The organism is Streptomyces sp. FH025 (assembly GCF_017427025.1).
Classification (GTDB): Bacteria; Actinomycetota; Actinomycetes; order Streptomycetales; family Streptomycetaceae; genus Kitasatospora.
Genome location: NZ_JAFLNG010000636.1, coordinates 1 through 4484, shown reverse-complemented (window position 1 = coordinate 4484; position 4484 = coordinate 1). Strand labels below are relative to the sequence as shown.

Genomic DNA, 4484 nt, shown 5'->3' with positions numbered 1-4484 from the left:
CACCGAGCAGCACCCCGGGCGCCTCCTTCTCGCCCTCGGCCGCGCCGAAGAAGTAGCCCCGGCCCGCCGCGAAGGCACCCCCGGCGGCAGGACGGCCCGACGGCCGTCCTGCCGCCGGGCCGCATCGCCGGGCCGCATCCGGCCGCCCCGCGTCCGGAGGAGCTGAGCCCCGCTAATCCCCCGCCGCGAGCGCCGCCCGGTGGGCGCGCCAGCGGCCGAGCATCCCGTGCAGCTCGTCGATCATGAACTCGAAGAACGCCGCGCTCTCCGCCAGGCGCTCGCCCGCCTCCGTGCCCGGGCCGACGGTCGCCTCGCCCTCCCTCATCACCCGGATCCAGCGCAGCATGAGCTCGTCGCGCCGGGTCAGCGACTCGAACCAGACGTCGTTGAGCACCCGGTAGCGGTCGCGCCGCGAGCCGGGCTCGCGCTCCTTGGCGACCAGCCCGACCTGGATCAGGTAGCGCATCCCGCCGGAGACCGCCGCCGGGCTGATCCTCAGCCGCTCGGAGAGCTCGGCGGAGGTCAGCACGCCGCTCTCCTCGGCCATCAGGCAGGAGAAGATCCGGGACGGCATCCGGCCCATGCCCGCGACCACCAGCTCCGCCGCGAACCGCTCCACGAAGTCCGACACCGCGGCCGCCTCGCCCCGCTGCTCCGGCTCCCGCTCCTCCGGCTCCCGTTCCACCGCACTCCCCTTTCGAGCGGTCATCCGTTGATCACCCGTCCCCTTGATCCGAACTTCACCACCTTCCCAATATTCACGTTTTTCTGAAATTACGCTAGCTTCAGAAGCATGACCAAGGCCATCATCCTGTCCGGTCTGCGCAAGACCTTCGGCCGGACCACCGCGCTGGACGGCCTCGACCTCACCGTCGAGACCGGTGAGGTCCACGGCTTCCTGGGGCCCAACGGCTCCGGGAAGTCCACCACGATCCGGGTGCTCCTCGGCCTGCTGCGCGCCGACGGGGGCAGCGCCCGACTGCTCGGCAAGGACCCGTGGAGAGACGCCGTCGAGCTGCACCGCCGCCTCGCCTACGTCCCCGGCGACGTCGAGCTCTGGCCCAACCTCACCGGCGGCGAGGCCATCGACCTGCTCTCCCGGCTGCGCGGCCGACTCGACCGGCGCCGCCGGGACGAGCTGATCGAACGCTTCGACCTGGACCCGACCAAGAAGGGCCGCAGCTACTCCAAGGGCAACCGGCAGAAGGTCGCCATCGTCGCCGCGCTCGCCTCGGACGCCGAACTGCTGCTGCTGGACGAGCCGACCTCGGGCCTGGACCCGCTGATGGAGGTGGTCTTCCAGGACGTCGTCCACCAGCTCAAGGAGCAGGGCCGCACCGTCCTGCTCTCCAGCCACATCCTGGACGAGGTGGAGAAACTGGGCGACCGGGTCAGCATCATCCGGCAGGGCCGGGTGGTGCAGAGCGGCACCCTCGGCGAACTGCGCCACCTCACCCGCACCACCGTCGAGGCGGAGACCGACCACCCGGTCACCGGGCTGGACACCCTGGACGGCGTGCACGGCCTGCGCACCGACGGCCGGCGCGTCCACTTCGCCGTGGACGGCGCCCGGCTCGACGCCGCCGTACGGAAACTGAGCGAGGCCGGGCTGCGCAGCCTGGTCAGCCACCCTCCCACCCTGGAGGAGCTCATGCTGCGCCACTACGGCGACGAGTTGGCCGCCAACGGTCACCGCCTGGACGACGAGGCCGCGCGATGACACCCCCTGTGACCACCACCGCCGAACGCGCCGTCCGCCGCGGCGGCGCCGACCGCGCCGGGGAGCGCACCACCCTGGCCGGCACCGTCACCCTGCTGCGCTTCGCGCTGCGCCGCGACCGGGTCCGGCTGCCCGTCTGGGTGCTCGGCCTCGGGCTGCTCACCCTGTCCAGCGCCACCAGCGTCCACACCGTCTACCCGACCGCCGCCGACCGCGCCGCGATCGCGCGCGGCTCCGACAACCCGGCGCTGCTCGCCATGTCCGGCCCGGCCCACTACCTGGCCGACTACACCTGGGGCGCCATGCTCGGTCACCGGCTGCTCGGCCTGCTGGCCGTCCTCGCCGGTGTGATGAGCGTTCTGACCGTCACCCGGCACACCCGGGCTGAGGAGGAGGGCGGCCGGGCCGAACTGGTCCGCTCCTCAGCCGTCGGCCGGCACGCCCCGCTCACGGCCGCCCTGGCCACCGCCGCCGTCGCCGACCTCGCGCTCGGCCTGCTGCTGGCCGTCGGCCTGCCGGGCCTCGGCGTCCCCGGCCTGAGCGGCGGCGGTGCACTGCTCTTCGGGGCCGCCACCGCCGCCGGCGGGCTGCTGTTCGCGGCCGTGGCCGCCGTCACCGTCCAGGTCTCCGCTCACGCCCGCACCTCCTCCGGGCTGGCCCTCGCCGTGCTCGGCGCCGCCTACGCGCTGCGCGCCGCCGGGGACGCCGGCGGTGGCGGGCTCTCCTGGGCCTCCCCGATCGGCTGGCTGCAGCGCACCTACCCCTTCGTCGACGACCGCTGGTGGCCGCTGCTGCCCGCGCTCGCGCTGACCGCCGCCACCGCGGCGGCCGGGTTCGGGCTGAGCACCCGTCGCGACCTCGGCGCCGGCCTGCGCGCCGCCCGCCCCGGCCCGGCCACCGGAGGCCCGGCCCTCGGCACCCCGCTCGGCCTGGCACTGCGCCTGCACCGGGGCCTGCTGGGCGGATTCGCGGTGGCGCTGCTGCTGCTCGGCGCGATGTACGGCTCGCTGCTCGGCAACGCCGACTCGATGCTCAAGGACGTCGACCAGATCAAGGAGGCACTGGCCCGGCTCGGCGGCCACTCGCTCGCCGACTCCTTCGCCGCGCTGACGATGCTGGTCGTCGCCGTGGTCGGCGGCGTCTACGCGGTGCTGGCGACGCTGCGCCCGCGCGCCGAGGAGAGCGCCGGGAGGGCCGTTCCGGTGCTGGCCACCGGGGTGTCGCGCTCCCGCTGGCTGGGCGCCCACCTGGTGGCGGCGCTGCTGGGCTCCACCGTCGTGATGCTCGCGGCGGGCGTCGGCTTCGGTCTGGCCGGGGCGCTGTCCACCGGCGACTGGGGCGTGTTCCTGCGGCTGACCGGCGCGGCCCTGGCCTTCACGCCCGCCCTGTGGGTGACGGTGGGCTTCGCCGCCGCCGTGTACGGCTGGCTGCCCCGGGCGATGCCGCTGGCCTGGGCCGTGCCCGCGTACGCCTTCGTGATCGGCTACCTCGGCCCGCTGCTGCAACTCCCCGCGGGCCTGGACCGGCTCTCCCCCTTCGGCCAGGTGCCCCGGCTCCCGGCCGCCGCGATGGACTGGACGCCGCTCGCCGTCCTCACCGTGGTCGCGGCCGCGCTGATCGCGCTCGCGCTGGCCGGCTTCCGGCGCCGGGACGTCGACTGACGCCACGGCGCCGGGGGCCGGGGACCGGGGGGCCGGGCCCGGTCAGAGGTGCTTGACCAGCTCCGGCATCAGGTCCTGGAAGGTCCGCCCGTTGGCCGGCTGGCCGATCGCGGCCATCTGCCAGCCGCCCGGCGTGCGCTGCACCTTGGCCATGATCTGCGCGGTGTACGGGCCGCCACCGGTGAGCGTGTAGCGGGCCAGTTCGACGCCGGTGGTCTCGTCCACCAGCCGGCAGAAGGCCGCCTCGACGTCCTGGAAGGTCTGCCCGGTGAAGGAGTTGACGGTGAACAGGATCTGGTCGACCTCGGCCGCCACCCCGGTCAGGTCGACGGCGATCGACTCGTCGTCGGTCGCGTCACCGGCTCCGCCGACCAGGTTGTCCCCGCTGTGCCGGACGGAGCCGTCGTTGCTGGTGAGGTGCTGGAAGAACACCACGTCCACCGGCCGCCCCTGGGCGAACAGCACCGCCGAGGCGTCCAGGTCGATCTCCTGACCGGAGGCGAGCAGCTTGGCCAGGAAACCCTTGCGCTGCACGGCCTTCCAGCCCAGGCCCATCCGGACCACGCTCAACTGCCCACCGCCCGGCTTCTCCAGGCTGATCTTCTGTCCCTTGGCCAGCGAAACGACCATCGTGCCCTCCTCGTTCCTGCCGCCGCCCGTGCCCGCATCCGTCGCGTGCGGGGAATTCCATGACCACAGAAATCTATGATCATCGGACGGCGTACGTCGAGGACCCCTACCCAGCACGTCCTCCCGCCTCACTTCCGGCGGTGCTCCGCACACCGATGGATTTGCCGGTCGGACGTCTGACGTAGCCGTGAACGGGAGCGGAACGGTCGGGCTGCGCACCGTCTAGGGTCGGCTCGGAGGCGGCCCGGAGCGGAACCGACGCCGCCTCCTCCGTACGCGCCCCGCGCGCACTCCCGTTCCCGGGCCACGCCGACTCACGCTGGGGGGACCACCCATGCCCGAACAGCACGAAGGAACACCGCCCGCCTCCGCCGCCACCACCTCACGCCTCGGCCGCCGCAGGCTCCTCCGGGCCGGCCTCGGCGCGGGCGGCGCGCTCGCCGCCGTCCGTCTGCTGCCCGGCGGCCAGGCCT

General features: G+C 74.1%; 4 protein-coding genes. 2 read left to right on the top strand and 2 right to left on the bottom strand.

Annotation, left to right across the window (positions count from 1 at the left end; translation table 11 throughout):
- Window positions 1–172: 172 nt before the first annotated feature.
- Window positions 173–685: a MarR family transcriptional regulator gene (locus J0670_RS31050; RefSeq protein WP_307806776.1), complete on the bottom strand. Its 513-nt coding sequence runs from the start codon at window positions 683–685 to the stop codon at window positions 173–175.
- A 108-nt stretch (window positions 686–793) separates the two neighbouring features.
- On the opposite strand from J0670_RS31050, the gene J0670_RS31045 reads away from it, so the two are divergent.
- Both J0670_RS31045 and J0670_RS31040 read left to right on the top strand, forming a co-directional pair.
- A complete protein-coding gene (locus J0670_RS31045; protein ID WP_207815160.1) occupies window positions 794–1720 on the top strand; it encodes an ABC transporter ATP-binding protein in 927 nt (308 codons plus the stop codon).
- Window positions 1717–3381 (top strand): ABC transporter permease, encoded by a 1665-nt coding sequence (locus J0670_RS31040; protein WP_243437778.1) that lies wholly within the window; start codon window positions 1717–1719, stop codon window positions 3379–3381. Before J0670_RS31045 ends, J0670_RS31040 begins: the two co-directional genes overlap by 4 nt.
- Before the next feature lie 42 nt (window positions 3382–3423).
- Here J0670_RS31040 and J0670_RS31035 read toward each other — a convergent pair whose 3' ends face one another.
- Window positions 3424–4011 (bottom strand): TerD family protein, encoded by a 588-nt coding sequence (locus J0670_RS31035; protein ID WP_207815159.1) that lies wholly within the window; start codon window positions 4009–4011, stop codon window positions 3424–3426.
- Between the last annotated feature and the right edge of the window lie 473 nt (window positions 4012–4484).

Bases quoted from the DNA above. Each gene is read 5' to 3' on its own strand.
- J0670_RS31040 (WP_243437778.1), top strand. From the start codon at position 1,717: ATGACACCCCCTGTGACCACCACCGCCGAACGCGCCGTCCGCCGCGGC.
- J0670_RS31045 (WP_207815160.1), top strand. From the start codon at position 794: ATGACCAAGGCCATCATCCTGTCCGGTCTGCGCAAGACCTTCGGCCGG.
- J0670_RS31035 (WP_207815159.1), bottom strand. From the start codon at position 4,011: ATGGTCGTTTCGCTGGCCAAGGGACAGAAGATCAGCCTGGAGAAGCCG.